Annotated in this window: 19 protein-coding genes; 12 read left to right on the plus strand and 7 right to left on the minus strand. The window is 63.4% G+C overall.

Going from position 1 to position 24,101, the window contains the following annotated elements:
- Nucleotides 1–192 precede the first annotated feature (192 nt).
- From ACFOGH_RS13180 to ACFOGH_RS13190, 3 genes are all read right to left on the minus strand, one after another.
- Nucleotides 193–2,571 (minus strand): aldehyde dehydrogenase family protein, encoded by a 2,379-nt coding sequence (locus ACFOGH_RS13180; RefSeq protein WP_380073531.1) that lies wholly within the window; start codon nucleotides 2,569–2,571, stop codon nucleotides 193–195.
- A gap of 3 nt (nucleotides 2,572–2,574) precedes the next feature.
- Nucleotides 2,575–3,576, minus strand: coding sequence for a deoxyribose-phosphate aldolase (gene deoC, locus ACFOGH_RS13185; protein WP_380074007.1), 1,002 nt, complete (start codon nucleotides 3,574–3,576; stop codon nucleotides 2,575–2,577).
- Between the two features lie 137 nt (nucleotides 3,577–3,713).
- Nucleotides 3,714–4,445: a DeoR/GlpR family DNA-binding transcription regulator gene (locus tag ACFOGH_RS13190; RefSeq protein ID WP_380073532.1), complete on the minus strand. Its 732-nt coding sequence runs from the start codon at nucleotides 4,443–4,445 to the stop codon at nucleotides 3,714–3,716.
- 345 nt (nucleotides 4,446–4,790) lie between these two features.
- On the opposite strand from ACFOGH_RS13190, the gene nadA reads away from it, so the two are divergent.
- From nadA to nadC, 3 genes are read left to right on the plus strand one after another with little or no spacing between them, the layout of a single operon-like run.
- Entirely contained in the window at nucleotides 4,791–5,837 is a 1,047-nt protein-coding gene (nadA, locus tag ACFOGH_RS13195; protein WP_380073533.1) for a quinolinate synthase NadA, read from the plus strand.
- A gap of 9 nt (nucleotides 5,838–5,846) precedes the next feature.
- Nucleotides 5,847–7,421: an L-aspartate oxidase gene (locus ACFOGH_RS13200; protein WP_380074008.1), complete on the plus strand. Its 1,575-nt coding sequence runs from the start codon at nucleotides 5,847–5,849 to the stop codon at nucleotides 7,419–7,421.
- A complete protein-coding gene (nadC, locus tag ACFOGH_RS13205) occupies nucleotides 7,418–8,269 on the plus strand; it encodes a carboxylating nicotinate-nucleotide diphosphorylase (protein ID WP_380073534.1) in 852 nt (283 codons plus the stop codon). The genes ACFOGH_RS13200 and nadC overlap by 4 nt, the downstream gene beginning before the upstream one ends.
- A 54-nt stretch (nucleotides 8,270–8,323) precedes the next feature.
- Here nadC and ACFOGH_RS13210 read toward each other — a convergent pair whose 3' ends face one another.
- On the minus strand, nucleotides 8,324–10,342 hold the full coding sequence (locus tag ACFOGH_RS13210) for a calcium-binding protein (protein WP_380073535.1): 2,019 nt from the start codon (nucleotides 10,340–10,342) through the stop codon (nucleotides 8,324–8,326).
- A 152-nt stretch (nucleotides 10,343–10,494) separates the two neighbouring features.
- Between ACFOGH_RS13210 and ACFOGH_RS13215 the strand changes: the two genes are divergently transcribed.
- From ACFOGH_RS13215 to ACFOGH_RS13245, 7 genes are all read left to right on the plus strand, one after another.
- Nucleotides 10,495–11,613, plus strand: a complete 1,119-nt coding sequence (locus tag ACFOGH_RS13215; protein ID WP_380073536.1) for a sensor histidine kinase — start codon at nucleotides 10,495–10,497, stop codon at nucleotides 11,611–11,613.
- The gene (locus tag ACFOGH_RS13220) at nucleotides 11,610–12,443 is read left to right on the plus strand and encodes a LytR/AlgR family response regulator transcription factor (protein ID WP_380073537.1); all 834 of its coding nucleotides are present in this window, start codon (nucleotides 11,610–11,612) and stop codon (nucleotides 12,441–12,443) included. The genes ACFOGH_RS13215 and ACFOGH_RS13220 overlap by 4 nt, the downstream gene beginning before the upstream one ends.
- A 99-nt stretch (nucleotides 12,444–12,542) precedes the next feature.
- Nucleotides 12,543–13,409: an FAD binding domain-containing protein gene (locus ACFOGH_RS13225; RefSeq protein WP_380073538.1), complete on the plus strand. Its 867-nt coding sequence runs from the start codon at nucleotides 12,543–12,545 to the stop codon at nucleotides 13,407–13,409.
- On the plus strand, nucleotides 13,406–13,885 hold the full coding sequence (locus tag ACFOGH_RS13230; RefSeq protein ID WP_380073539.1) for a (2Fe-2S)-binding protein: 480 nt from the start codon (nucleotides 13,406–13,408) through the stop codon (nucleotides 13,883–13,885). Before ACFOGH_RS13225 ends, ACFOGH_RS13230 begins: the two co-directional genes overlap by 4 nt.
- Nucleotides 13,885–16,137 carry a xanthine dehydrogenase family protein molybdopterin-binding subunit gene (locus ACFOGH_RS13235; protein ID WP_380073540.1) on the plus strand — a complete coding sequence of 751 codons (2,253 nt, stop codon included), beginning with the start codon at nucleotides 13,885–13,887 and terminating at the stop codon, nucleotides 16,135–16,137. Before ACFOGH_RS13230 ends, ACFOGH_RS13235 begins: the two co-directional genes overlap by 1 nt.
- Nucleotides 16,130–16,372, plus strand: coding sequence for a MoaD/ThiS family protein (locus ACFOGH_RS13240; protein WP_380073541.1), 243 nt, complete (start codon nucleotides 16,130–16,132; stop codon nucleotides 16,370–16,372). Before ACFOGH_RS13235 ends, ACFOGH_RS13240 begins: the two co-directional genes overlap by 8 nt.
- Before the next feature lie 122 nt (nucleotides 16,373–16,494).
- Nucleotides 16,495–17,448 (plus strand): glycosyltransferase family 32 protein, encoded by a 954-nt coding sequence (locus ACFOGH_RS13245; protein WP_380073542.1) that lies wholly within the window; start codon nucleotides 16,495–16,497, stop codon nucleotides 17,446–17,448.
- Here the strand turns inward: ACFOGH_RS13245 and ACFOGH_RS13250 are convergent.
- Both ACFOGH_RS13250 and ACFOGH_RS13255 read right to left on the minus strand, forming a co-directional pair.
- Nucleotides 17,440–18,165 (minus strand): polysaccharide deacetylase family protein, encoded by a 726-nt coding sequence (locus ACFOGH_RS13250; RefSeq protein WP_380073543.1) that lies wholly within the window; start codon nucleotides 18,163–18,165, stop codon nucleotides 17,440–17,442. The two genes, ACFOGH_RS13245 and ACFOGH_RS13250, sit on opposite strands and share 9 nt — an antisense overlap.
- Nucleotides 18,165–19,277: a glycosyltransferase family 4 protein gene (locus ACFOGH_RS13255; RefSeq protein ID WP_380073544.1), complete on the minus strand. Its 1,113-nt coding sequence runs from the start codon at nucleotides 19,275–19,277 to the stop codon at nucleotides 18,165–18,167. Before ACFOGH_RS13255 ends, ACFOGH_RS13250 begins: the two co-directional genes overlap by 1 nt.
- Before the next feature lie 161 nt (nucleotides 19,278–19,438).
- Between ACFOGH_RS13255 and ACFOGH_RS13260 the strand changes: the two genes are divergently transcribed.
- Nucleotides 19,439–20,767 carry a nucleotide sugar dehydrogenase gene (locus ACFOGH_RS13260; RefSeq protein ID WP_380073545.1) on the plus strand — a complete coding sequence of 443 codons (1,329 nt, stop codon included), beginning with the start codon at nucleotides 19,439–19,441 and terminating at the stop codon, nucleotides 20,765–20,767.
- Nucleotides 20,768–20,770: 3 nt separating this feature from the next.
- Nucleotides 20,771–22,444, plus strand: coding sequence for a metallophosphoesterase family protein (locus ACFOGH_RS13265; RefSeq protein ID WP_380073546.1), 1,674 nt, complete (start codon nucleotides 20,771–20,773; stop codon nucleotides 22,442–22,444).
- On the opposite strand, the gene ACFOGH_RS13270 is transcribed toward ACFOGH_RS13265, so the two are convergent.
- Nucleotides 22,383–24,083 carry an adenylate/guanylate cyclase domain-containing protein gene (locus ACFOGH_RS13270; RefSeq protein WP_380073547.1) on the minus strand — a complete coding sequence of 567 codons (1,701 nt, stop codon included), beginning with the start codon at nucleotides 24,081–24,083 and terminating at the stop codon, nucleotides 22,383–22,385. The two genes, ACFOGH_RS13265 and ACFOGH_RS13270, sit on opposite strands and share 62 nt — an antisense overlap.
- Nucleotides 24,084–24,101 lie beyond the last annotated feature (18 nt).

The following is a 24,101-nucleotide window of genomic DNA, read 5'->3' on the forward strand; positions in this document are numbered from 1 at the left end:
GGATTCACTCTGTCATCAGTTCAGCAAGAAACCCGCTGAGGACAGCGCCCGACCCGGCGGGCGAGAAGCGCCCGCCATGGGCGGGTCGGGCGCTGGCCGGGCCTTTGAGGCCCGGCGGTTCCATCGGCGCTTGCACCGCATGGCGAAGGCGATGGCCTTCGCCACATTGTCCAAAGTAAATGTTTGTCCGCCCTACACGCCGTAGGGAATCCAGATGTTCTTGACCTCAGTCGCGTGGCGCAGCCAATCGGCCCCTTCGGCGCTCGGGTAGTGCCAATCGGTCAGCCGCCCATGATCGACAAAGGTGCGTTTCAGGTTGCTGGCCGACAGCCGCTCGACGGCTTCCGAAAGCGCCTCGGTGCCGAAAGCCCAGATCGCATCAACATCGGCATGGGTGGCAAGCGCCTCGGCCAAGGGCTGCGGCTCGCCGGTGACGATGTTCAGCACACCATCGGGCAGGTCAGAGGTTTCCAGTACAGAATAGAAATCGGTGGCCGACAGCGGATGCGGCGCAGAGGGCACCGCCACCACGCGGTTGCCCATCGCGATCAGGGGTGCGGTCAGGCTGATCAGACCTAGCAGCGGCGCTTCGGGCGGGCAGATCACCCCCACCACGCCGACGGGTTCATTCATCGCCAAGGCCACACCGCGCAAGGGCGGATTGTGGACGGTGCCTTCGTATTTGTCGGCCCAGGCGGCATAGCTGAACAGCCGGTCGATGGATGCCTCGACCTCGGCATCGGCTTTGGCGGTGGTCCGCCCGGTCATGGCACTGATGCGGGCGGCAAATTCGGTGGCGCGGGCAGAGAGGTTTTCCGCGATGTAATACAGCACCTGCGCGCGGTTATGGGCGGTGGTGTTGGCCCAAGCATCGGCTTTGCGCGCAGCGGCGACTGCGTTGCGGATGTCTTTGCGGTTGCCCTCACCCACCTCGGCAATCACCGCACCTTTCGGGGTCAGCACCGGACGGGAATAGTTGCCATCCGGGCGGGCTTGCTTGCCGCCGATGAACAGCTTGGCGGTGCGGTCGATGGCGGGGACGGCGAAATCGCTTGCCGAAGCCGTGCGCGCAGCGATCTGCGGCTGCACAGGGCGCGGTTTGCGGCCAGCCATCGCCTTGGGCTTGAGGTATTCATAAGCGCCTTCGCGACCACCTTCGCGGCCAAAGCCGGATTCCTTGCGGCCACCAAAGCCCACCGCCGCGTCGAACAGGTTGGTGGCGTTGACCCAGACCACCCCGGCCTCGACCTTGGCCGCGACTTGCAGGGCGAGGCTGATGGATTCACTCCAGATGCTTGCCGATAGGCCGTAACGTGAGTGGTTGGCAAGCTGCACCGCCTCGTCCGGGGTGCGGAAGGTCATCGTGACGGCGACGGGGCCGAAGATTTCCTCTTGCGCCACCACATTTGCGGGCTGCACGTCGGTCAGCAGGGTTGGCGGATAGAAGCAGCCATTCGCAGGCAGGTCGATGGCGGCTTGATACAGGCTCGCCCCCTCGGCCACGCCTTGCGCCACCAAAGCGCGGATACGCTCGGCCTGCACCGGGGCGACGATGGCACCCATGTCGATGCTTTTGTCCAAAGGCGAGCCGACACGCAGGGTTTCCATCCGGCGTTTCAGGCGGCGGATGAAATCCCCCGCAATGCCCTCTTGCAAAAGCAGTCGCGATCCGGCGCAGCAGACCTGACCTTGGTTGAACCAGATCGCATCCACCACGCCTTCGACCGCGCCATCCACATCGGCATCGTCGAACACGATGAACGGCGATTTTCCGCCAAGCTCCAGCGTCAGCGATTTGCCCGTGCCCGCGGTGCGCTGGCGAATCAGGCGGCCCACTTCGGTGGACCCGGTGAATGCTATCTTGTCGATATCGGGATGATCGACCAGCAACGCCCCTGTGTCGCCTTCGCCGGTGACGATGTTCACGACGCCCGCAGGCAGGCCCGCAGCGGCGGCCAGTTCGGCAAACAGCAGAGCGGTCAGCGAGGTATACTCGGCGGGTTTCAGCACCACGGTATTGCCCAAAGCCAAAGCGGGGGCGAGTTTCCATGCTAGCATCAGGAACGGGAAGTTCCACGGGATGATCTGACCGATCACGCCCACGGGAACATGATCGGGGAAGGCGGTGGCTTGCAGTTGCGCCCAACCGGCATGGTGGGTGAAATGGCGCGCGGCGAGGGGCACGTCGATGTCACGCGTCTCGCGGATCGGCTTGCCGTTGTCGATGGCCTCGACCACCGCGATCAGCCGGGCATGGCGTTGGATCATCCGGGCCAGCGCATAAAGGTGCCGCGCACGGGCCGGGCCGGGCAGCTTGGCCCAAGCGGTTTGCGCCTTGCGCGCGGCGGCGACGGCGGCATCGACATCGGCGGCACTGCCGCGCGCCAGTTGCGCCAAGGGCTTGCCCGTCGCGGGTTCAAAAGTTTGAAAGCTGGCGTCGGGCGTGGTGAAGCCGCCCGCGATGTAATGGCCAAAGCTGTGATTGTGGCGGGCCAGCCAAGCGCGGGCCTCGGCATCGGATTCGGGGGAAAGGCCGTAGGACATATCGTCGAAATGCTCTGCAATGCTCATCACTTATCCAATCGGGTGGCGGTTGAACGCGGAATAGCCGCCGGTGACATGGGTTTCGAGTTGGCGTTCGATATCGGCCAGCAGGCTGGAGGCCCCAATGCGGAACAGATCGGGTTCCAGCCATGGCCGCCCCAGTTCTTCCTTCATCAGAAACTGCTGCATCAGCACATCTTTGGTGGTGGCAATGCCACCCGCCGGTTTGTAGCCCACGCGATACCCGGTGCGGTCGTGGTAATCGCGGATGGTGCGGATCATCGTCAGCGTCACGGCGGGGGTGGCGTTGACCGCCTCCTTCCCGGTTGAGGTTTTGATGAAATCCGCGCCCGCCATCATGCAGACAAGGCTGGCTTGCGCGACATTGCGCAGGGTTTTCAACTCTCCTGTCGCCAGAATGGCTTTGACATGCGCATCGCCACAAGCGGCACGGAAATCGCGCATCTCGTCATAGAGCGCTTGCCAGTTGCCAGTCAGCACATGTTCGCGGGTGATCACAATGTCGATTTCCGCAGCGCCATCGGCGACCGAGGCGGCAATCTCGCGCAGCTTTACGTCATGCGGCGCAAGACCAGCAGGGAAACCGGTAGAGACGGCTGCGACTGGGATGCCCGTGCCCGCCAATGCCTCCACCGCCGTGGCGACAAAGCGGTGATAGACGCAGACGGCGCCGGTGGTCAGTCGACGGTCGCCCATGCCGAGCGCGTCTTGCAATGCCGGGGAAAGCGGTTGCGCGGCCTTGGCACACAGGCGGCGGACACGGCCTGAGGTGTCATCACCGCTGAGCGTGGTCAGATCAATGCAGGTCAGCGCCTTCAAAAGCCAAGCCGCCTGCGCATCCTTCTTCACGCTGCGCCGACCGGGCAGGCTGGCCACACGGCGATCAGTAGCGGATTGATTGACGCGGGTTTGCGCCAGCCATTCCAGATCCAGCGGCATCCCGGCGTTGCGCCCGTGGGCAATCGGCTGCTGCACCAAGGCATTCCTGACCTGTGTCTCTGGCTGCATCATCGTCACTGCATGGCCTCCACTGTGGAAAATATTCAAGGCAAACCGCGGCACCCGATTCGCAGGGGCTGCGCTTTCGTTATTTTCTTATCATGATTTTTGTTATTTTTTCAACACTCGATTGCAGACGCAGCCAAAGCTCAGGCTTTACCTACCAACGGCATCTCGCCGGTTTCGGTAATCACCGCATCAAAATCCCCGATATCGGCAAAATGCGCGGGCCGCACGCGGCCGATCTTGCTGCTGTCGCAAACCAGATAGCGGCGCTGCGCCTTTTCCATCGCCTTGCGCTTGATCGGCACCTCGTGAAACTGCTCGCACGACACGCCACGCTGCTGATCCACGCCCGAGGCTGACAGGAAGGCCGCGTTGATGCCAAGCGCGTTCAATGTATCGGCACCCGAGGCCCCCGCGAACGACGCCGAGGCTGGATGATAAACGCCACCCAGCAGAATAAGCGTGACATTCTGCTTTGAAATCAAACGGTCAGCGGTATTGAACGCATAGCACACCACGGTAAGCCGGGTATCGGCGGGGATCAGATCGACCAGATGCGTCAATGTGCTGCCGCAATCTATAAACACCGTTTCATCCGGTTGCAGGTAACGCAGCGCGTTGATCGAGGCTTGCTTTTTGGCTGCCGAATGGCTTTCAGCAGCGCGGTCGATGGCATAGGGGGCCTCAAGATCAGGTCGCCCCGCGGGAATGATATGCGCCCCCAGCGTGCCAAACAGATCAGGATTGGCCGCCACATCGCGCCGCACCGTCATCTCGGACACCTGCATCAAAGCCGCCGCTTCTTTCAGGTGGATCACTTTACGCTCGGCCAAGGCCAGCGACAGCGCCATAATGCGACGATCTTTTGCGGTCATTCCTGCGGTCCTTGATGGATTGGCATTTGTTAGGTTTATATCAAAAGTGAGGGGAAGACAACTTTTGTCATGATCCCCACAGGCATCACAGCACAGCGCGCCATCCTGCAGCGCCTGCGGGCTTAACCGCAGCAGGCGCAGAAAAAACAACCCATGAGTGTATTTGTGAAAGTGGCGGGATTGCCATTCGCCAACCGGCGGCCATGACCCAAAAGACGCGCAACATTTCACCAAAGGGTAAAAAATACCGCCTTATGAAGGGCTTGCACCCCCCAGAAAACCGATTATAGCGCAAAAGGCGGGGCAAGATGCGCCGCGCTTGCAGCCAGGTATCGGAACGCGACCATGCCCCATAGCCTTGACCAGCGCGCAGAGCTTGCGGCGCATTACGACCTTACCCCCTCGATGGCCGCAGCCGAAGCTACGCGCGACATCTATGCGCGGATGGAGCGGGTGGTGCCCTTGGCCGATTGGGCGGTGTTCGCGCCCTATGTGATCGCGATCAACCGCCTGAAAGCCCAGCGCAATGCCGTGATCCTGGGCCATAACTACATGACTCCCGAGATTTATCATGGCGTGGCGGATTTTGTCGGCGACAGCCTGCAACTGGCGATCAAGGCGAGTGAGATCGAGGCCGATGTGATCGTGCAATGCGGCGTGCATTTCATGGCGGAAACCTCGAAGATCATGAACCCCGGCAAGATCGTGCTGATGCCGGACATGGCGGCGGGCTGTTCGCTGGCGGAATCGATCACCGCCACGGGCATTGCCGAAATGCGCGCCAAATATCCGGGTGCTCCGGTTGTCTCCTACGTCAACACCACCGCCGAGGTGAAGGCTGCATCGGATGTTTGCTGCACCTCGGCCAATGCCTTGCAGGTGGTCAATGCGATGCCGGGTGATACGGTGATCATGACGCCGGATCAGTATCTGGCGCGCAACGTGGCCGCGCTGACGCACAAGCGGGTGGTGTGGTGGGAAGGTTCCTGCATCGTGCACGAGCTTTACACCGCCGCCGATCTGCGCGCTTACCGCGAACATGACCCCGAGGTGAAGATCATCGCCCACCCGGAATGCACGCCAGAAGTGGTGGCCGAGGCGGATTTCACCGGATCGACCAAGGGCATCATTGATTGGGTGCATCAGCACAAGCCCGCGAAGGCCATGCTGGTGACGGAATGTTCGATGGCCGCCAATATCGCGGATGAGTTGCCCGAGGTGGAATTCGCCAAGCCCTGCAACATGTGCCCCTATATGAAGATGATCACGCTGGAGAAGATCCTGTATGCGCTGCACACGATGCGCGGTGAGGTGCTGGTGGACCCTGATATCTCCGACCGGGCGCGGGTGGCGGTGCAGCGGATGATTGACATCAGCCGGGCTGCGGCCTGATCCATGCAGATGCCTGTTGTCGAAACCGGGCGGGTGATCATCGTCGGCGCAGGTCTGGGCGCGCTGTATGCTGCGCTGCATCTGGCACCGCATCCGGTGGTGATGATCTCGCCCGAGGTTTTGGGGCAAGGCGCAAGCTCGGCATGGGCGCAGGGCGGCATTGCGGCGGCGATGGCGGCGGCGGATAGCCCTGCGGCCCATGCCGCCGATACGGTGCGCGCGGGCGCAGGCACGGTGGATGCCGAGGTGGCCGCCAGTGTCACCGCCGAAGCGCGGGCGCATATTCTGGAACTGACCGCGCTGGGCACGCCGTTTGATCGCGATGCGCAGGGTGGTTATGTGCTATCGCGTGAGGCTGCGCATGGCTTGGCCCGCGTGGTGCGGGTGCGGGGCGATCAGGCGGGGCGTGAGATCATGGCGGCACTGATTGCCGAAGCGGCGCGGACGCCCTCGGTGCAGGTGTTGGAAGCCACGATGGCGGTGGGGTTGCAGGTGCAGGACGGCCGGGTGACGGGTGTCGCCGTGGCCCCTGCCGATGGCGCAGGCGATCCGGTGTTGCTGCGCGGCGCGGCGGTGCTGCTGGCGGGGGGCGGCTCGGGCGGGCTTTATGCGTTGACCACCAATCCGCCACGCATCCGGGGTCAGGTGATCGGCATGGCAGCACGGGCCGGCGCGGTGATCGCCGATGCCGAGTTCGTGCAATTTCATCCCACCGCGATTGACATGGGCGAAGACCCGGCTCCGCTGGCCACCGAGGCTTTGCGCGGTGAAGGGGCGGTGCTGATCAACCACGATGGCGTGCGGTTTATGCAAGCGGTGCATCCCGATGCCGAACTTGCACCGCGTGATATCGTGGCCCGTGCGATCTTTGCCGAAACCGAAGGCCGACGTCGCCCGATGTTAGACACCCGCGCCGCGATTGGCTCCGAAATTGTGGAACGGTTTCCTGCGGTAGCTGCGGCCTGCCTACGCGGCGGCATTGATCCGGTTGCGCAGCCGATCCCGGTTGCGGCGGCGGCGCATTACCATATGGGCGGCATTGCGGTGTCTAGCACGGGCCGCAGCAGTTTGGACGGGCTTTGGGCCTGTGGCGAGGCGAGTGCCACGGGCCTGCATGGTGCGAACCGTCTGGCCTCGAACGGATTGCTGGAGGCGCTGGTATACGGGCGCCGCGCGGCGCTGGATATTGCGCAGGGTTTGGGCGAAAAGCAGGCTTCGCCCGTGGTTCTTCCAACGGCGGCAACAGCGCAGGCGAACGCAGCATCCGACATCGCAAATCTGATCGCAAAGCTGCGGCAAGTGATGACCGATCACGTCGGCGTGGTGCGCGATGCCAACGGGCTGCGCTTTGCCTTGCGCCAGATTGCGATGCTAGAGGCGCAGGCCTCGGGCGATACAAATGTGCTGAACATGACGGCCACCGCCACCCTGATCGCCGCCGCCGCGTTGCTGCGCGAAGAATCGCGTGGCGCGCATTGCCGCCGTGATTTTCCGCAGGCTAATCCGGCGTTGGCACGTGCCAGCCGCCTGACCTTGGCCGAGGCTTTGGCGCTGCGGCAAACCGTAACGGAGACCACTGAATGACCGGATTTTCGCCCCTGCCTGATCTGCTTCTGGAACCCTTGGTCCGCGCCGCGCTGATCGAAGACCTTGGCCCGAATGGCGATGTCACCACCCGCTCGGTGATCCCGGCCAGCACGCGCTATCGTGCAAAGCTGAACGCGCGCGAGGCCGGGGTGTTGTCGGGGATGCAACTGGCCGCGATTGCCTTCCGGCTGGTGGACCCGGCGCTGGTGGTGACGCAGCATCGCCCCGATGGCAGCGCCTGCGCGCCCGGCGATCTGCTGATGGAGATCGAGGGCGCTGCGGCTTCGATCCTGTCGGCCGAGCGGATTGCGCTGAACTTCGCCGGGCGGCTTTCCGGCATCGCCACGCTGAGCGCGGCCTTTGTGACACAAGCGGCAGGCACGGCTGCGCGCATCACCTGCACCCGCAAGACCACGCCGGGGCTGCGGATGGTGGAAAAGGCGGCGGTAGCGCATGGCGGCGGTTTCAACCACCGCTATGGCCTGTCGGATGCGATCCTGATCAAGGACAATCACATCGCGGCAGCAGGAGGCATTGCGGCGGTTCTGACGGCGGCACGGGCGCGCGTATCGCATATGATGAACGTCGAGATTGAGGTCGATACCTTGGCGCAACTGGCCGAGGTTCTGGCAGTCGGCGGCGCAGATGTGGTGTTGCTAGATAACATGGACACGCCGACCCTGCGGCAGGCGGTTGAGATGGTGGCGGGGCGTTTGGTGACAGAAGCCTCGGGCAATATGGCGCTGCCGCGGATCGCCGAAGTCGCTGCGACCGGGGTCGATTACATCTCGGTCGGTGCGCTGACCCATTCCGCGCGCACGCTGGATCTGGGTTTGGATTTTTAACCACAGCACCCAAGGCGCTGCCTGCCCGCCGCCAAGGCGACGGGCAGGCTTTTGTCACAGCAGCACGTCAGAAGCGGTCAAACTGGTTACGCCGGACAACTGGATTTCAAAATCCTGCACGCCATCGCCGTTCACGTCGCCACGCAGCAAGACATTCGCTCCACTGACGCTGTACCACACCGCATTGGCCGCCGCCGTGGTGCCGCCCCAGGCAAAAACCTGATTGCCCGCAACGGCCGCATTGGCATCTATGCCTGAAAGATCAATATCATCGGTGCCTGACACGAATTCGAAGATCACATCGCGCGCTGCGCCAATGGCGCTGTCGGTGATGGCGGTAAAGACAAAGGTATCCGTCGCGCCATCGTTCGCGCCACCATACTGCAAATCGCGACCCGAGCCGCCAATCAAACGATCTGCCCCGGCGCTGCCATAAAGCAGATCATTGCCGGCGCCACCGCGCAAAGTATCGTCGCCTGCGCCACTTTGCAGTCTGTTGGCATTGCTGTTGCCGGTGAGATCATCATTACCGCTGCCGGTCAGCAAGTTCTCGATGTAGCGCAACGTGTCGGTGCCATAGCCGGTCACCTGTGCCGTGCCCAGCGCAAGGCTGACGGTGGCCGCTGCACTGCCGACAAATACGGCGGTGTCATTGCCGCCGCCGCCGTCCAGCGTGTCATTGCCCGCGTCGTTTTGCAGCCGGTCATCGCCCAGCCCACCTGTCAGGCTGTCATTGCCCGCGCCACCGACAAGGCTATCATTGCCTGATCCACCATCCAGCCGATCATTGCCGTTTCCACCATAAAGACTGTCGTTGCCATCACCACCGTTGATTACATCTGCAAAGCGTGTGCCGGTGAAATTGTCATGCCCTCCGCCCAGGGTCACATCCAACGCCGAGCGCGGATCGACGATGCGGGTGGCGGTGATGAAATCTGACCCGCTGGGGGTCAGCGCCCGGTAGCTATAAACCAGCCTGCCATCCGGCAATTCGCTGACCGAGTTGATCGAGCCCGACAACAATCGGATGCCATTATAGCTTTCCTGCTGGTCGTAAACCGTGATGATCTCACTCGCCGGGGTGCCGTTGGCGTTGTAGATGCGCATGACATCGCGGTGTTGATAGACCTCGCTTTCGGGCCCCGTGTTCCACGTCACCACAAAGCGCCCGTCACTCAGCGCGGTGATCGTCGAACTGCGGTGTTCAGAAAAAATGTCATCCGACACCGTGAACACCCCACCAGAAGTCGAGCCATCCGCATTCAGCACCTGCCCCCGCACGATCGAGCCGTGGTTATAGGGCGGCGTCTTGCTGGTATCCGTCCATGTCACTGCAAGCCGGCCATCGTCGAGTTCTTCGATCCTGACGTTGCGAAAACCGCTGCCGGTTGTCACAGTGATCGGCCCGCCCATCGGGTTGCCGACATCGGAATAGCGCTGCACGCTGATGACGGTATTCGGCGCAGAGCCTGCCACCAGCACCTGCGCGAAACCATGCGCGCCGAATGCAGTGATTGCGCCCGTGGTGCGCTGGTCGATGGCGTTGCTCAAGATCTGCTCACTGCCGCTTGTGGTGCCATTGGAATTATAGGCGCGCAGCCGCACGGTGTTGTCGGCGCTGTTCGCCCAGACCACGGCAAAGCGACCATCTTCCAGTTCCACAATCGTCGACAGCGACTGATCGCCATTCGGCACGCTGGGCGCTGCGATTTCGCCACCCACCTTATTGCCCGCCGCATCGAACATCTGAAACCGCACCGTGGTGCCGCTGAAATCCGGAGCGGTGGCGCTGCTGTCTGTCCAACCCACCACAAAATTGCCATTGGCAAGCTGAGTGACTTCGACTTCCTTCTGCGCGCCGAAGGTGGTGGTGTTGACCTGCGCTGCCGAGGTCAGACTGCGGCCGTCGGCGGTAAACTGGCGGATGAACACCTCGCCACTGCCGCCCCAGGATTCCGACACCAGCAACAGATTGCCGTTTTGCAGCGTGATCGACGCGCCCATCCATTCGCTGCTGTTGCCGGGCAGAATGTCCATGGTTTTGAAACCGGCGGTAATCGTGGGGGTGAACATGGCAAAATCCTCTTTGTCATCACAGGGCTGTCGCAAGCTTGGCGCATGGTTAAAAGTCAGTCGGGTTCACGCGAAGGGCTTCTCGACGAACACCCGGATTTCCCCGACGAAGCGCGCTGGACAGAGCAGGCGCAGGCCATGATGATGGAGGCATGTTCGACGCTGCCATGCCCCTTAAACCAACGGCTGTTTCAGCGCTGACCGGGTCGCGCGCCTTTGGCCGCAACGTGGTCAAGCTGGGGCTGGGCTATGCTGCAACCTATTTCATCGTCGCCAGCGTGGTCTGGGGATTGGCCGGCTATGATCCGATCGCCACTGCACCCGGCAAGCTGATCGGCATGGTCGGCGATGCGGTTCTGGCCATCGTGATCACCGTGGTGTTGTGGCGGATGCGGCATATGGCGCTGGGCTACAAGGCGCTGGTCGGCTGTGGTTTGTCGCTGGGGCTGTCGCCGATCTCGGGCCTCGTGGATTGGGGGTTTCACGCCTATTGTGTCTATCCTGTTCCGGTGCCATTCGATCCGACCATCTTTGCGCAGGTGGTGATGTTTACCACGTCCGAGTTGTTCGGCTGGTCGTGCCTCTATCTGGCGCTGCAATACAGTGACCACGTCCGTGAGGTAGAACAGCGCGTCGCTGCCATTCGGCAAGAGGCTTTGACAGCCCAGATGCGCGCGCTGCAATATCAGGTCAATCCGCACTTTCTGTTCAACACCCTCAATTCGGTGGCTGGGCTGGTCGAGGAAAACGCCTCGGCCCAAGCGCATGAGATGTTGTTGGGTCTGGCCAACTTTTTACGCCATACCGTGACACTGAACCCCGAGGATGAGATCAGGCTGGCCGATGAATTGACCATGCAGTTCAATTATCTGGGCATCGAAAAAGTGCGGTTTTCAGATCGGATGATCCTGCGCACCGAGATTGAACCGGGGCTGGATGATTTTCTGGTGCCGCCGCTGATCTTGCAGCCCTTGGTCGAGAATGCGGTGAAATATGGCGTCTCACAGATGCAGGGGCCTGCCGAACTGGTGATTGGCGTGCGGCAAGATCCCAAAGGCACGCTGCGGCTATGGGTGGAAAATTCGGTGCCACAAAATGGGGCTGCGCAGGCGCGTGGCTTGGGTATCGGGCTGGAGAATGTCGCCCATCGCTTGCAAGCGCGCTGGCCGGGGCAGAGCAGTTTTACGGCGACGCAACCGAAGCCAGACCGTTTCCGGGTGGAAATGACCATGCCAATGATCTGGGGGCCAATGATCTGGGGGCCCGCGTGACTTTGGCCGACGATGCGGTAACGACGGTTCTTGTGGTCGATGACGAACCACTGGCGCGGCGGCGGCTTATCCGCATGTTGCGCCGGATGGATCAAGTGGCCGTGGTTGGCGAGGCCGCAGATGTGCCGCAGGCGGTCGCCGAGGCCGCGCGGCTGAAGCCTGACCTTTTGTTGCTGGATGTGCAGATGCCGGGCGGCGACGGCTTTGGCGTGCTGGAAAGTCTGCACGATGCCGCGCCGCAGACGATCTTTGTCACCGCCTTTGATCAGCACGCGCTGCGCGCCTTCGAGGTGGATGCGGTGGATTATGTCACCAAACCCGTCGATCCGCTCCGCTTGGCCAAAGCCATCGAACGCGCGGTCGCGGCGATTGCGGCGCGCAAGCTGGCCGCCGAGGTTGCTGCGCTGACAACAACCGTGTCAGACCTGCGCGCGGGCCTGGCCGATGCCACCGCTCCAAACCCCGCGCTCTGGGTCAAGCAGCGCGGCGGGTTGTTGCGGGTCGATATTGACGACATTCTTTATGCCACAGCCGAGCGCGACTATGTGCAGTTGCATATGGGCAGCAAAACCTGCCTTTACCCCGACAATATGGCCGCACTGGAAACCGCGCTGGCCGCGCATGGCTTTGTGCGGGTTCATCGCAGCACGCTGGTCCGGCTGAATGCCGTGCAGAAGGTGCAGCGCGGTGGCGATGGCAAGCTGGCGTTGCAGATCGGCGATGGCATCAGTCTGCCGGTCGGGCCCACCTATATCGCAAGCCTGCGCAGTCGATTGGGCGCAGGCCTAGTCTGCACTTTCTTGCAGCCGCGCGCCGCAGACAGTTGCTGACCGCGCCAAGTTCCCGCAGAATGGCCGCAAGACGTGTATCGGATATGGGCGCGCTTGCCGTCGTCTGGCCGATCACCCAGCAGCAAGAGCGAGGTCAGAATGCGATTTCACACGCCACAAAGCTTTGAACAAGCCGTAGCGATTGCGGCGGCAGCGGCGGGGCCAACGCGGTTTCTGGCCGGGGGCACCGATGTGCTGGTGCAGTTGCGCGCCTCTATCGTCACGCCGCAGGATCTGATCGACCTCAAACATATCCCAGGCGTCAAGGACATCACCCGCACGTCCGAAGGCGGCTGGCGGATCGGCATCGCGGTATCCGGGGCCGAGCTTGGCCGTCACGCCGGCATCTGCGCCGATTGGCCGGGGGTGGTCGAGGGGATGCAGCTTGTGGGTTCAACCCAAGTGCAGGGCCGCGCGACGCTGGTGGGCAACCTGTGCAACGGCTCTCCGGCGGCAGATAGCGTGCCGGGGATGATGGCGGCAGGGGCCAAAGTGACGGTCATTGGCCCGAATGGCAGCCGCGAAGTCGCGGTCGAGGATATCCCCGCAGGCCCCAGCCGCACCAGCCTGCAACCCGGCGAGGTGATCTCTGCCATCACCCTGCCACCGCGCGGGCTGCAAGGCGGTGACGCCTATCTGCGCTTCATCCCCCGCACCGAAATGGACATCGCCGTGGTCGGTGTGGCGGTAAACCTGCGCCGCGATGGTGCCAAGATCACCGAAGCCCGCGTGGCACTGGGCGCTGTCGGGCCAAAGGTGATGCTGGCCCCGGCTGCTGCACAGGCGCTCATCGGCTCGACCCTTGATGATGCATCCATGGCCGCGCTTTCCACCGCAGCCATCGCCGCCAGCACACCGATTTCCGACAAACGCGGCACAGCGACGTTCCGTAAAGACATCGTGGGCGTTCTGGTGCAACGCGCCGCACGCATCGCCTACACCCGCGCCGAAGGAGCCGCCAAATGAGCAAGATCCACGTCACCGCCACCGTCAACGGCGATGCGGTCGAATTCCTCGCCGATCCGCGCGATACGCTGCTGGATTGCCTGCGCGATCAGTTGGATCTGACCGGCACCAAAGAGGGTTGCGGCACCGGCGATTGCGGGGCCTGTTCGGTGCAACTCGATGGCGTGCTGGTGTGTTCCTGCCTTGTGCTGGGGGCCGAAGCGCAGGGCAAATCCATCCAAACGGTCGAAGGCCTGTCGAACGGCAACGATCTGCACCCGCTTCAGCGCAAGTTCATCGAACATGCGGCGCTGCAATGCGGCTTCTGCACGCCGGGAATCCTTGTGGCAGCCAACGCGCTGCTGCAACAAAACCCCGACCCGACCGAATCCGAGGTGCGCTATTGGCTGGCAGGCAACCTCTGCCGCTGCACCGGCTATGACAAGATCGTGCGCGCTGTGATGGATGCAGGCGCTGAACTGCGGGGGGCAAACTGATGCCGAAGGATGATCTGAAAACCGCCTACCGCCTGATCGGCACCCGCCCCAACCGCCCCGACGGGCTGGACAAGGTGACAGGCCGCGCCCGCTATGGCGCCGACATTTCCGCGCCGGGTATGCTGCACGCCGCCGTGGTGCGCTCGCCCCACGCCCATGCCCGCATCATCCGCATTGATGCCTCCAAGGCGCTGGCGCTGGAAGGCGTCAAGGCCGTTGTCACCCGTGCCGATTTCCCCACCGGGCTGACCGGCGAGGATTGGAACCTGCAAGAAAACACCATGGCGGGCGATGTCGCCCTCTATGACGGCCACACCGTTGCCGCCGTCGCCGCCACCTCGAAACTGCTGGCACAGGATGCCGCCAAGCTGATCGAGGTTGAATACGAAGTGCAGCCGCATGTCATCGACGTCGATGCCGCGATGCAGCCCGATGCCCCAGTGATCCGCGCCGGCACCGCTGACCATTCGGTGCCCGAAGGCATGCACCCGAATGTGGTGAAATACATCGAGTTCGGGCATGGCGACATGGAGGCAGGCTTTGCCGCCGCCGATCTGGTGCGCGAACAATCCTACAAGACCGAGGCCACCCATCAGGGCTATATCGAACCGCATGCCTGCCTTGGCCAGATGGGCGCGGATGGCAAGGGTGAGATGTGGGTTTGTACCCAAGGCCAGTGGTATATCCGCCGCATGTGCTCGGCGGTGCTGGGCACCGATGCCTCGCAACTGCGCGTGACGCCGACCGAAATCGGCGGCGGCTTTGGTGGGAAGACCACCATCTTCATGGAGCCTCTGGCGCTTGCCCTGTCGCGCAAGGCAGGCGGGCGTCCGGTGAAACTGGTGATGAGCCGCGCCGAAGTGCTGCGCGCCACCGGGCCGACCGCTTCGGCCTCGATGGATGTCAAAATGGGCATGAAGGCCGATGGCACCATCACCGCCGCCTCGGTGAATTTCCGGATGCAGGGCGGCGCGTTCATCGGCTCTTCGCCAGTGGGTGAGGCTTTGTCTTGCGCCCTTGCCTGCTACACCGTTCCAGCGGTGTTCCATCAGGGCTACGAAGTGCTTGCCAACCGCCCGAAAGCCGCCGCCTACCGCGCGCCCGGCTCGCCGATGGCGGCCTTCGCGGTCGAAAGCTTGCTGGATGAGATGTGCCACGAGCTTGGCCTTGATCCGCTCGCCGTGCGCCTGAAAAACGCTGCGCGTGAAGGGGCGAAGGCCAGCTATGGCCCCACCTACAACCGCATCGGCCTTGTGGAAACGCTTGAGGCGACGATGGCCCATGCCAACCTGCAAGTGCCGCTTGGCCCCAATCAGGGCCGTGGCTCGGCGGCAGGGTTCTGGTTCAACCATGGCGGCGAAACCTCGGTTTCCTTGGCGATTGGTGAAGACGGCACGGTGACGGTTTCGGTCGGCACCCCGGATATTGGCGGCAGTCGCGCCTCGCTGGGCATGATGACAGCCGAAACGCTGGGCATTGCTTACGAGGCCGTGCGGGTCAATATCGTTGAAACCGGGGCCTTGGGCGTGAACGAACCCACCCATGGCAGCCGCGCCACCTTTGCCAGCGGTCTGGCAGCCGTCGAGGCCGCCAAGCAGGCGATCACCCAGATGTGCGCCCGTGCTGCGGCAGAATGGGGGATTGATCCCGAGGCTGTCGAATGGCTTGATGGTGCTGCCGTGCCCGCTGGGCCAAACGCAGGCAAATTCCCCCCGATGAGCATTGCCGAAATCGGTGCGAAAATGGGCAGCACCGGGGGGCCGATCTCGGGCCATCACGAGGTGACAGCGGGCGGTGTCGGGGCCAGCTTTGGCGCGCATGTAGTGGATGTCGAGGTCGATCCAGAAACGGGGCGCACCACTGTTCTGCGCTATCTGGTGGTGCAGGATGCGGGCCGCGCCATCCACCCCGCCTATGTCGAAGGCCAGTATCACGGCGGTGCTGTGCAGGGCATCGGCTGGGCGCTGAACGAGGAATATGTTTACGGCGCTGACGGTCGGCTGCAAAACACGGTGTTCCTTGATTACCGCATCCCGGTCGCTTCCGATCTGCCGATGATCGACACGGTGATCGTCGAAGTGCCGAACCCCGGCCATCCCTACGGTGTGCGCGGTGTCGGCGAAACCGGCATCACGCCGCCCTTGCCTGCGCTGGCCAATGCGATTGCTGCGGCCACGGGTGCGCGCCTGCGCAGCCTGCCGATGTCGCCGCCCAAGGTTCTGGCGGCGATCAAGGCCAAGGCGCATGGTTGAGATCAACCTCTGGTCCGGCCTGCGGCGTTTGGCAGGCGATCAGGTGGTGATCCCGGTCACGGGCAGCACGGTGCGGGCCATTCTGGATGCGCTGGTTACGGCGCATCCCGCGCTTGCTCCGGTGATCAAGGCTGGGGTTTCGGTGTCGGTGAACGGCCAGATTGTCACCGATCTTAACGGCCCGATTACCGAGACGGACGAGGTCTATCTGATCCAGCGCATCAAGGGCGGTTGAGTGGCAAGAAACGGCCAAAGGTTAAAAATCCCTTAAATCAAGAATTTAAGGCGCTGATTTACATAGTCAATTTTTGGTCCCGAGTTGGGACCACAGCTTTGACCCCCGCGAAAGGCCAACCGATGAGCCCCAAAAAACGCATGGACGACGGCATCGCAGCCGCGCGAACCTTAGTGGCCGAGGGGGATTTTTCGGCGGCGGCGGCGGTTCTGGATGCCCTTATGGGCGACCCCGAAATCCTGACCCTGCCCGCTCAAACCGCGCTATCCCTGCCCCGCCGCCTCCACGCCGCCTACCTTCATCTCGCCAAGGCCCAGGGCGACGCCGTGGCCCGCGCCGGCTATCAGTTTCATCTGGTCCCGCCCCCCGATCTGCTGCCCCCACTGTTCGAATACTCAGCCGCCGAACAAACCGCCATCACGGCCTGCAACCGCCAACCCGTGCCCCGCGTGATCCATCAAATCTGGATCGGCAACAAACCCGTCCCCCCCGGTGTCGCGGCATGGCAGCACCACGCGGCGACCCAAGGCTACCAACACCGGCTGTGGCAAGAGGCTGATCTGGCAGCACTGGGCCTGCCCGATAACCCCGTCTACGCCGCGATGCTCGCCCGCGGCGATTATCCCGGTGCGGTGGACGTGGCGCGCTACGCCATCCTCGCGGCAGAGGGGGGGATCTATCTTGATTGCGACTGGTATCCTGCCTGCGAAGACCTTGGCTTTCACGACCTGCTGCCGCTGATCGGCCTCACCGCATGGGCCGAACCCGTGCCGCGCAACACCGGGATCGGCGGGCTGCTGCTGGGCAACTCTTTCATCGCCGCGCCCCCCGATCATCCCTGCCTGCACCGCCTGATTACCCGCCTGCCGCAGGTGCTGAACCTGCTGCCCGAGGCGCCCGCATGGTGGTCCACTGGCCCGCTGGCGTTCACTTTGGCCGCACGCGGCGGAGCGGTCAGTGTGGCACCGCAGACCATCGTGGCGGGGGTGCTGCCGGATCGCGCCCCACTGGCTGCGGTCGAGGCGATGCGGACGCAGGCATTTAACAGTCTTCTGATCGCGTGGAAATCATGGTGAGCCGATAAGCTGCGGCAAGCCGACCCAACGGCAGCCGGGATGATCGGCGGTCAGGGCGAACAGGCGCTCCAGAAACCCCCAGACCTGCGCATCATGGACCAGATGGTGCGTCAGCAGCCCAATCGGCGCATCGCCGCGCAGCATGGCTTGGGCGATTTCCTGCATCAGCACATCATCAGGACGACCCGCACGGGTGCCGCGCCAGTCGATCACATCAACATGGGTGTTGAACAGCGGCAGCGGGGCTGGGGCCTCGGCGCCGAACACCGACAGCGCTTTGAAGCCAAGTGCGGGCAACCCGGCCACGACTTGCGGCGCGATGCGGTTCCATGGCGGCACCAGAACGGGGGTAAACTGATCGCCATGCAGGGTGGAAAGGTGGTTGAACCCGCGCGCCAGTTCGCCAAGCACGTCGGCCAGCGGGCGATGCAGCCCGAGTTCCTGCTTTTTCTCAGTCTTCGGGGCGTGGTTGCTGTGCGACCAGCCATGCACGGCGACAGAGACGGCTGGCGCGGTGGTCAGCCTGCTGGCTAATTCCGGGCCGGAATGGGCCGGGATGACGGCGAGGGTGACGGGGACGTTGGCCGCATCGGAGAGGGACAGCAGTTGGTCGAGGGCTTGCGTGGGGGCTATGGCATCATCATCACGCAGCCAAAGCTGGGCGGGGTTGCCGTTGGCGGCGCGTTGGTCGAGCGCGCGCAGCAGGGACTGGGTCATCATCGGGCCTCGACTATTTGCTGTAGCAGGGTGTTCAGGCGATTGGCCGCACCTTGCAAGGAGTGATCGCGCTGGGTGCGTTGGCGGGCGGCTTGGCCCATGCGGGTTTGCAGCGCGGGATCGGTCAGCAGGCTTGTGATGGCCGCAGCGGCGGCGGCATCGTCGCCGGGGGGCGTCAGCAGGCCGGTTTCGCCATGGGCGACCACTTCGGGCACGCCAGCGATGTGCTGGGCCGCCACGGGAACGCCTGCGGCTTGGGCTTCGAGATAGGCCAGACCATAAGCCTCACCACAGCCGGGCCAGACATAGACATAGGTCAGCGCAAGGATTGCTGCGATTTCTGCCCGTGTGCGCTGGCCCATCCAGGTGATGCGATCTGGCGGAAGATCGGCGAACAGCGCCTGCACCTCGGCGCTCTGCGGGCCGTCGCCGATCACGCTGAGACGCCACTGCAGATCGCGCGGCAGCAGGGCAAGCGTGGCGGCAAGGCGGCGGTAGCTGTCGGTCTTGTCGCCTGCCCGCATCATCGCCACCGTTACCAGATGTCCGGGTTGCGGCTTGGGCTGCGCGCTGAAGGGTTCAGTCGCGATAAAGGGCGCCAAGCGGGTGCAGCGGGCGGCGGGGCTTGCTTCTTGCAGGCCAGCCAGATCACGGGCGGTGAGGCAGAGGTTCAGGCGGGCGTGCTGCACGGCGGATTGGACCTGCGCCTGCATCGCAGCCCAGATGCCGATGTTGCGGCGGCCCGAAAGTGAGGCTTCGACCGTCACATAGGGCCGTGCGAACCGCTGGCAAAGAACGGGGCCAAGCAGATCGGGGGATTTGTAGTAGGGGTGGTAGCAGAACCAAAGATCGGGCGGGCTGTCGGCCCAAAGCGCGCTGATCCGGGCGGTTTCCTGCGCTGCATCGGCCTGCAACTTGGCCCAGCCGTCTTGATCTTGCGAGTCCCCCAGATAGGCGCGCAGGTCTGAGGCAAGCTCCACATGATGCCCCGCCAATGTCAGGGCGCGCATCAGCATTTGCGCCATCAGCCGATCACCCGAGGGCACCGGATGCGTTGGGGCCTTCAAAGGCGCGTAAAAGGCGATCCGCAGAGGGCGGGCGGGCGGCGGCATCGGGCTGGTCTTCCGCTGGGGCGTTTGTTTGTGCAGGGTAAGCGCAAAGCCCGCGCGGGGCGACTGGAATCGTCGCGGCCCCCGCTCAAGTGGCTGCAATCCTTGACAGGCTGGGCAAACTGGCCCATTTCCACTGAAGCCTCAGCCATGGCGGAGTGACCATGCCCCTATCAGATCTTCTGGACAATATCAGCAACCGAACCGCCCGTGTGGGCGTGATCGGTCTTGGCTATGTCGGCCTGCCGCTGGCAATCACTGCCGCGCGGGCGGGTTTTCGGGTGACGGGGTTTGATACTGACCCCGGCAAGATCACCGCTGTTGAGGCGCGCAAAAGCTATATCGAGGCGGTGCCGGATGCGGTGCTGGCCGCCGAGGTGGCCGCGGGGCGGTTTGCGGCGACGGCGGATTTCGCGGGGCTGGCGCTGTGCGATGTGATCGTGATCTGCGTGCCAACGCCGCTTACGCGGCATCGTGAGCCGGACCTTTCGTTCATCACCCGCACCTGCGACGACATCGCCAAGACGCTGCGGGCGGGGCAAGTGATCGTGCTGGAATCGACGACTTATCCCGGCACCACGGATGGGCCGGTGAAGCGTATTCTGGAGGCGGGCGGGCTGGTTTCGGGGCGGGATTTTTACCTTGGCTTCTCGCCCGAGCGCGAGGATCCGGGCAACCGGGCGTTTGACACCTCGACCATTCCCAAGGTGGTGGCGGGGGATGGCGCGGATGCGGGGCGGCTGGTGGCGGCGTTTTACGGCGCGGTGGTGAAAACCGTGGTGCCGGTGTCTTCGACCGCGACGGCCGAGGCCGTAAAGCTGACTGAAAATGTTTTTCGTGCAGTCAATATCGCCTTGGTGAACGAGCTGAAGGTGATTTACGAGGCAATGGGGGTGGATGTCTGGGAGGTGATCGAAGCCGCCAAGACCAAGCCTTTTGGCTATATGCCATTCTATCCCGGCCCCGGTCTGGGCGGACATTGCATTCCGATTGACCCGTTTTATCTGACATGGAAGGCGCGGGAGTATGAGATCCCGACGCGGTTCATCGAACTGGCGGGCGAGATCAATTCCGGGATGCCGCGCCATGTGGTGCAGCGTCTGGCCGAGGCGCTGGATCAGCGGCTGGGGCTGGCACTGAGTCGCGCGAAAGTGTTGGTGGTCGGGCTGGCCTATAAGAAAAACGTGCCGGATATCCGCGAAAGCCCATCGCTGAAGCTGATCGAGTTGATTGAAGAACGCGGTGGGCAGGTCAGCTATCATGATCCATTTGTGGCCGAGATTCCGAAAACGCGGGCCTATGGGGCCTTGATGGGGCGCAAATCGGTGGCGTTGGATGAGGCGTCGGTGGGCGGGTTCGATGCGGTGTTGATCGCGACCGACCATGATGGGCTGGATTATGCGGCGCTGGCGCAGTGGTCGCGGCTGATCGTCGACACGCGCAACGTGTTTGCGCGGCGCGGCATTGCGGCGGACCATGTGGTCAAGGCGTAGGTCATGGCGGCCTTCGCCGTTGCGGTGCTGGCGGATGTGCATTTCCACGATCCGCAGGGCGATTTTGGGTGTGCTGGCGTCGAGGTGGACGGCACGCGGCTTGCGCTGCGCAGTTGGGCGGATACGCGGGTTGCGGCGCGGGCGTTCAATGAAACCGCCGGCGCGCTGCGGGCTGCGCTGGACAAGATTGCAGCGGCGGGCGTGCGGCATGTGGTGCTGGCGGGCGATTACTCGGACGATGGGCAGGCCGAGAATATCCGGCGGCTGATCGATGTGCTGACGGAATATGAGGCGCGGCATGGGCTGCGGCTTTATGCGCTGCCCGGCAACCATGATCTGTATGGGCCGCATGGCAAGCATGTCAGCACAAGGTTTGTCTCGAGCTTGGGGCAGACGCAGATGGTGACGAGCGATCCCGATCTGGCCGAGGCGGGCGCAGTTGTGACGGATGCGATGCGCTGCGGTGGGCAACCTGCGGCCTTGCTGCCGATGGCGCGGTTCGGGTTTTTCCGGCAGACGGAGGATTTGCACTGGGAAAGCCCGTTCGGGCCGGATGATCGCCCAGAAGCGCGGATGTATGACGCGGTTTCCGCCGATGGATCGGTGACGCAACGGCTGATGGATGCGTCTTATCTGGTGGAGCCGGAGGCGGGGCTGTGGCTGTTGATGCTCGATGCCAATGTGTTCGAGCCGCGCAACGGGCGGCACGATGCCACGCGCAAGAAGGCGTTTATCGGACCATCGGATGCGGGGTGGAATGCGCTGCTGCGGATGAAGCCGTTTTTGCTGACGTGGATTGCTGATGTGACCGCGCGGGCGAAGGCTTTGGGCAAGACCTTGATCACGGCCTCGCATTATCCGGTGCTGGACCCGTTTCAGGATGGGACGGGATCGGAGCAGACCTTGTTCGGCGGCACGGCGATTGTGCGGCGCACTCCCGGCCCAGAGGTGGCGCGGGCTTTGACGGCGGCGGGGCTGCGCTGGCATCTGGGCGGGCATATGCATGTCAATTCGACCACCAGCTCCCCGGATGGCGCATTGACCGATCTGTCGCTGCCCGCGCTGGCGGCGTTTCCGCCCGCGTTCAAGATCATCCGCGCCAGTGCAGACCGATTGCAGGCAGAGACGATTTCGCTTGGCGATGTGCCGCCTGACCCCGGTATTGCGGCGGTGTATCACACGGAGGCGCAAGCCGAGCCGCTGGGCCTGGGGGCGTTGCTGCTGGCGCAGCGGCGCGCCAACGTGGCAGAGCGGCGCTTGCTGCATGACTGGCCCGCTGAGGTGCGGGCGGTATTGATGGGCTTGGACGTGGCGGGGTTTGTGGCGCTGGCGGGCGGCGATGCCCGCGAATTTGCCATGCGCCATGGCATGGAGTTGGCGCAGATCGCCACCTGCCCCTTGGCTGAGGTGATCGTGGATGCCTATCTGATCAAGGTTGCGGGACCATTGGCAAAGCGCTGGATTGATGAAGATCGGTTGTCGATATGCCGGGTATTGGCGGCGGATTTCGGCGATGAAACGGCCGACCCGGCGCTAGGCCCACAGCCCTACTTGCGGCGGTTTCTGTCGGTCTTGCAGGTGTCACTGCGCCGGATGGATGCGGATGACACCGCGATCATACCGGCTGCGGAAGGTTCGTTGCCCGCGCGGCCACCAGAATATCCAACGGCTGACTGAGGCCTCGGATTTCGACCGTCTGCGGCAGGGTTTTGTCGTTTGCCGCAAGCCCGGACAGATTCAGCGCGTAGGACGATACCGCCACCTGCACGGCAAGATCCTTGGTCTTTTGCTCCAGACGGCTGGCGATATTGACGGTTTCGCCCAGGGCTGTCAGGCCAGCGGCGGCTTCGGTGCGGTGCGCGGCACCGATGCGTCCCAGAATGGCGGGGCCAGAATGAATACCGATGCCCATCGACAGAGGAAACCGCAGTTCCTCGTGCAGCGTCTGGTTCAAACTGTCCAGAACACCACCCATGGCACGAGCGGCAGCGATGGCGCGCCGCGCGCCCTCTGCCGGAGTGGTTTCCATGCCGAAAATCGCCATGATGCCATCGCCCATGAACTTATCGACAAAGCCGCCACTGTCTTCGATGGCCTCGGCCATGCGGCCCAGAAACTGATTGAGCAGGAACACCACGTCAAACGACAGCCGCCCCTCGGACATATGGGTGAAGCCGCGCAGATCACAGAACAGCAGGGTGACTTCCCGCTCTACCCCCCAGTGGTATTTGTCGAAGTCGCTGGTTTGGCCAGTTTCCAGATTGGCGGGCAACAGGGTAGAAATCGTCAGATCGGCGGTGGGGCGCAACTGGCAGGCCAGCCGGACATTGGCGGGCGCGCCGACACGGCGGAGCACTTGCTGCTCGGCGGCAGAGATCGGTGGCAGATGTTCCAGCCCCTCAAGCACGCGGACGCGGCAGGTGGAACAGCGGGCGCGACCGCCACAGACCGCGGCATGCGGGATGCGGTTCATCTGGCTGATTTCCAGCACCGAAAGGCCTTGGGTCGCTGTAACCGCTGGGCCATAGGCATAGCGCACCGTCAAGCGCGCGCCCATTTTGGTACCCATTTGCAGCGCCAACCAGACCGCAACGGCCCCGACCAGAATGGCCAGATAGCTGTAAGACCCCAACAGGAAAGCGTGCTGAACCTCGGCATATTGCGCCGCGCTGAACGGGCTGGACACATCGCCGCGCTGATGCAGCATCCGCGCCGCCGAGGCATATCCGGCATAGGCCAGCGCCGGGATCAGCACGGCAAGAGCGTTCAGCGCCCATGCGCTGCGGCGATACCACGGCTTTGGCGACAGCCACATATGCAGGCCAATGCAGCCATGACACCAGACCAGCGTGATCAGCAATGCCAGCCGCACTGACTCGCCGGGCCACATCGCCCAAAGCGCATAGCTGTAATCGTCAGAGACTCCGAACATCTCGACCACGCCACGGGTGCCAATGACATGCCGGATCAGCAGCACCGGGATCACTGCCGCGAACAGCACCTGCACGACAGAGCGCAAACCGATGCGCCAAGTGCGTAGGCGAACGACATGGGCAATCCCAAGGCCGAAGTGCACCAAAGCCGCAAGGCACAACACCAGCGTGCCGATCAAACTGCGGGTGAGTGATAGTCGGATGTCTTGCGCGGCCTGCATCGCCTCGATCGAGATCAGGCCAAGCGCATGGTTCAGCAAATGCGTGGTGGCGAAGGTGAACAGCACCAGCCCAGACCACAAGCGCAGTTGCGCGACGCTGGGCCGCGTGCGTCGCCACCATATGCGCGCCAGTCTTTGCGAGGCCTGCGGCAAGAGGTTCATGCCTTTGCGCCAGTATCT

The organism is Cypionkella sinensis, assembly GCF_042646385.1.
Lineage (GTDB): Bacteria > Pseudomonadota > Alphaproteobacteria > Rhodobacterales > Rhodobacteraceae > Cypionkella > Cypionkella sinensis.

Bases quoted from the DNA above. Each gene is read 5' to 3' on its own strand.
- ACFOGH_RS13180 (WP_380073531.1), bottom strand. From the start codon at position 2,571: ATGAGCATTGCAGAGCATTTCGACGATATGTCCTACGGCCTTTCCCCC.
- deoC (WP_380074007.1), bottom strand. From the start codon at position 3,576: ATGATGCAGCCAGAGACACAGGTCAGGAATGCCTTGGTGCAGCAGCCG.
- ACFOGH_RS13190 (WP_380073532.1), bottom strand. From the start codon at position 4,445: ATGACCGCAAAAGATCGTCGCATTATGGCGCTGTCGCTGGCCTTGGCC.
- nadA (WP_380073533.1), top strand. From the start codon at position 4,791: ATGCCCCATAGCCTTGACCAGCGCGCAGAGCTTGCGGCGCATTACGAC.
- ACFOGH_RS13200 (WP_380074008.1), top strand. From the start codon at position 5,847: ATGCCTGTTGTCGAAACCGGGCGGGTGATCATCGTCGGCGCAGGTCTG.
- nadC (WP_380073534.1), top strand. From the start codon at position 7,418: ATGACCGGATTTTCGCCCCTGCCTGATCTGCTTCTGGAACCCTTGGTC.
- ACFOGH_RS13210 (WP_380073535.1), bottom strand. From the start codon at position 10,342: ATGTTCACCCCCACGATTACCGCCGGTTTCAAAACCATGGACATTCTG.
- ACFOGH_RS13215 (WP_380073536.1), top strand. From the start codon at position 10,495: ATGTTCGACGCTGCCATGCCCCTTAAACCAACGGCTGTTTCAGCGCTG.
- ACFOGH_RS13225 (WP_380073538.1), top strand. From the start codon at position 12,543: ATGCGATTTCACACGCCACAAAGCTTTGAACAAGCCGTAGCGATTGCG.
- ACFOGH_RS13230 (WP_380073539.1), top strand. From the start codon at position 13,406: ATGAGCAAGATCCACGTCACCGCCACCGTCAACGGCGATGCGGTCGAA.
- ACFOGH_RS13235 (WP_380073540.1), top strand. From the start codon at position 13,885: ATGCCGAAGGATGATCTGAAAACCGCCTACCGCCTGATCGGCACCCGC.
- ACFOGH_RS13240 (WP_380073541.1), top strand. From the start codon at position 16,130: ATGGTTGAGATCAACCTCTGGTCCGGCCTGCGGCGTTTGGCAGGCGAT.
- ACFOGH_RS13245 (WP_380073542.1), top strand. From the start codon at position 16,495: ATGAGCCCCAAAAAACGCATGGACGACGGCATCGCAGCCGCGCGAACC.
- ACFOGH_RS13250 (WP_380073543.1), bottom strand. From the start codon at position 18,165: ATGACCCAGTCCCTGCTGCGCGCGCTCGACCAACGCGCCGCCAACGGC.
- ACFOGH_RS13255 (WP_380073544.1), bottom strand. From the start codon at position 19,277: ATGCCGCCGCCCGCCCGCCCTCTGCGGATCGCCTTTTACGCGCCTTTG.
- ACFOGH_RS13260 (WP_380073545.1), top strand. From the start codon at position 19,439: ATGCCCCTATCAGATCTTCTGGACAATATCAGCAACCGAACCGCCCGT.
- ACFOGH_RS13265 (WP_380073546.1), top strand. From the start codon at position 20,771: ATGGCGGCCTTCGCCGTTGCGGTGCTGGCGGATGTGCATTTCCACGAT.
- ACFOGH_RS13270 (WP_380073547.1), bottom strand. From the start codon at position 24,083: ATGAACCTCTTGCCGCAGGCCTCGCAAAGACTGGCGCGCATATGGTGG.